Source organism: Corynebacterium sp. S5S1, from assembly GCF_001913985.1.
In the GTDB taxonomy this organism is placed as follows: domain Bacteria; phylum Actinomycetota; class Actinomycetes; order Mycobacteriales; family Mycobacteriaceae; genus Corynebacterium; species Corynebacterium marquesiae.
The window spans coordinates 1,199-3,332 of record NZ_MKXT01000090.1 but is presented as its reverse complement, the minus strand read 5'-3'; the positions used below and the strand labels follow the sequence as shown (position 1 = coordinate 3,332).

Here is a 2,134-nt window from a genome sequence, read left to right as displayed (position 1 = left end):
GCCGCCTTTGCAATAGAACTCGACGGTTCCGGTGAACGCGCCGTCGATAATCTCCAGTTCGGTGCTGATGACCTCCGTGATGCCGAATTCTTCGGCGATTGGTTCGACGAGCTGGCGTGCCGAGGCTGAGATGATGATGACTTCGTGGCCAGCGTCCTGGTGCGCCTGGATCAGTTCCCGGGCCTCGCTATAGATCGCTGGGGTGAGCACGGTATGCATGGTCTCGTGCACGATGTCGCGCACGTGTTTTTCAGACCAGCCGGTGATCATGGAGGTGAGCTGGTCTCGGGTGGAATCCATCTGGGCGCTGGATTGACCAGCAAACATATAGCTGGCTTTGGCCAGAGACAGACTCAGCGCGTCCTGCGGGGTGATAAGCCCGTTGTGGAGGAATTCGCGCCCGTAGGCGAAAGCCGATGAGGTGGCGATGATGGTTTTGTCCAGGTCAAAAAACGCTGCCACCTGCCCGCGTTGTGGTTGTGGATGTGGGTGCGGGTGTGGGCGCGAGTGCGAGGATGCCTGTTGTTGCTGGGACTGGTCGGCGGTGCTGTGGGGATCATGCATAGGTACCTGCCGTAAGAAGTCTGTGGTTGGTGCAGTGTTGGTTGGTGCAGCGTTGACTGCTGCCACTGATGTGATTAATGGTGCTGTTGTGACTCGTGTTGTTGGTTGTTATTTGTTGTTATCTCCTGTTACACAAGCCATCTTAGTTGGGTTATCCCTTTGATGTGTCGAGTTGTTACATAGTGGGCGGCTTCAGCAGAAAAATTGCGAAAATTGGCAGAAATCTCAGGGTTGTCCACAGGGCGATCGATGACGTGACAACAGGTTGACTGAGTTCTCCACAGATCCGGGACGTGCCGTTGAACAGCGGTGTTGTTCCGGCTTGGCTAGATGCCATGAACACGCAAGATCCTTCCATCGTCCTCGCCATCACAGATCCCACTTTGCGCACAGAGGCAAGCCACATCGCCGCTGCCACTGGACACCGGGTGGTTACTGCCAGCGATGAGCGCGATATTTATCGGTTGGGTGCACGGGCCGAAGCTCTATTTCTCGACTCCGAACACGCGGAACTCTTGTCGACGACTTCTGGTGGTCCGCCACGACTAACCAGCCCTGCGTATCTGGTGTGTTTGGATCCCGGCCCGGTCGATGAACAACTAGTTCAGGCCTGCGCGGCACACGCCGGTTTTGTCATTCCTGCGCAGAACAAAGAGATTCTGGCAGCGCTGGGTGCACACGCGCAGCAAGGCCTGCACCACAGCGCCCAGCAGGGCGGTGATCGGCAGATACCGCAGCGCCCTCGATCGCAAAACCCAACGCGTCCGGTTAGACCCGCCAGTCCGGCCTATTCGACAAGCCCAAGCAGGCAGTTGTCGTCTCGCACTGATCCGCACTTAACCATCGCGGTAATCGCTGCGGGTGGAGGCACAGGTGCGTCGACGGTGGCGGCTGCGATCTCGCGGGTTGCGGCACACAACAACGCTGGTGCCGTGACATTGATCGACGCCGTGGATTATTCCGGTGGCCTGGATTTACTGCTGGGAATAGAAAAACATGACGGTCTGCGGTGGCCCGATCTCAACTTGGGCGAAGGCCACATCAATGCCAGCGATCTTCGTGGCAACCAGGAAGAAATTGAATCCGTCCTGTCTGCGCTGCACAACGAACCGGGATTGTCGGTCGTTGATGCCAACCCTTTTCAGATTCCACGGTCGATTGATGCAGCAGTAGTGGTGTGCCCCGCGGAATTGCGCTGCGCGGCACGGGCCGCGCACATCAGTACACAGCTTTTTGCGCGCCACATACCGCACAGTGTGGTGGTTCGGCATCGTCAGTGGTCTGCCCTGAGCATCGAGGAAATTGAAGACCTCGTGCGTAGTGATGTCATCGCAGAAATCGGGACTATCAAACGGTTGACGAAAATCACTGAAAGTGGTGGTTTACCTGCGCGTATACCGAAGCCATTATCCATAGCTGCCTATGCCGTGCTCGCAGAATACGGCTGGAACACAGCAGCTGCGCGATAGCCCGAACGAAATCCAACCACCTGCCCAGAGAAAGCATCACACATGTCAGTTACAGAACACATTGTAGAAACCATCCAACGTCGGGTTGCGGCACAGCCCAG

2 protein-coding genes are annotated in these 2,134 nt (G+C 56.9%); one reads left to right on the top strand and one right to left on the bottom strand.

Annotation, left to right across the window (positions count from 1 at the left end; translation table 11 throughout):
• The coding region (locus BKN05_RS12425) for an HAD-IB family hydrolase (protein ID WP_286688777.1) at nucleotides 1-564 on the bottom strand (564 nt) is incomplete at its 3' end.
• Between the two features lie 335 nt (nucleotides 565-899).
• Between BKN05_RS12425 and BKN05_RS12420 the strand changes: the two genes are divergently transcribed.
• Nucleotides 900-2,033 carry a CpaE-like family protein gene (locus tag BKN05_RS12420; RefSeq protein WP_286688776.1) on the top strand — a complete coding sequence of 378 codons (1,134 nt, stop codon included), beginning with the start codon at nucleotides 900-902 and terminating at the stop codon, nucleotides 2,031-2,033.
• Nucleotides 2,034-2,134 lie beyond the last annotated feature (101 nt).